General features: G+C 65.2%; 1 protein-coding gene. It reads left to right on the forward strand.

What is annotated here, in order from left to right; genetic code table 11:
* Window positions 1–53: 53 nt before the first annotated feature.
* Window positions 54–874 (forward strand): IS21 family transposase (gene istA, locus KHC19_RS07835; RefSeq protein ID WP_213351815.1); only part of this gene is annotated, 821 nt, incomplete at its 3' end.

Consider the following 874-nt stretch of genomic DNA (forward strand, 5'->3'; position numbering starts at 1 on the left):
TGAGCCGGTTTCGGTGAGACTGCCCGTCCTGGTTTCGGATGGGCGGGCGGGGGATGAAGGGCGTGGATACGATTGCGCGGATCCGGCGCGAGTTTTCGATCCGCGGGAAGACGATCAAGGAGATCGCCCGCGAGCTGCATGTCTCTCGGAACACGGTTCGGAAGGTGCTGCGCTCTGGCGCGACGTCCTTCGAGTATGAGCGGAAGGTTCAGCCGCAGCCGAAGATCGGCCCCTGGCGCCCTGAGCTGGATCGGCTGCTGATGGCGAACGACGGCAAGCCGGCCCGCGAGCGCCTGACGCTGATCCGTCTTTTCGAAGAGCTGCGGGATCTCGGCTACGAGGGCGGATACGATGCCGTTCGTCGCTATGCGCGAGGCTGGCGCCGCGAGCAATCCGCCGTCACAGCCGACGCCTACGTGCCTTTGAGCTTCGCGCCCGGCGAGGCCTACCAGTTCGACTGGAGCCACGAGATCGTCGTCATCAATGGCGCCACGACCCAGGTGAAGGTGGCGCATGTCCGGCTTTGCCACTCGCGCATGCTGTTCGTGCGGGCCTATCCGCGCGAGAGCCAGGAGATGGTCTTCGACGCCCATGACCGGGCCTTCGCCTTCTTCAAGGGCGCCTGCACGCGCGGCATCTACGACAACATGAAGACGGCGGTGGAGACGATCTTCGTCGGCAAGGAGCGGGCCTATAACCGCCGCTTCCAGCAGATGTGCAGCCACTATCTGGTCGACCCTGTCGCCTGCACGCCAGCCTCGGGCTGGGAGAAGGGGCAGGTCGAGAATCAGGTCGGGCTCGTGCGCGAGCGCTTCTTCGCCCCGCGCCTGCGGGTCAAGAACTACGACGAGTTGAACGCCTGGCTGCTGGATCA

Origin of the sequence: Ancylobacter oerskovii, assembly GCF_018390555.1 — a bacterium.
GTDB lineage: Bacteria > Pseudomonadota > Alphaproteobacteria > Rhizobiales > Xanthobacteraceae > Ancylobacter > Ancylobacter oerskovii.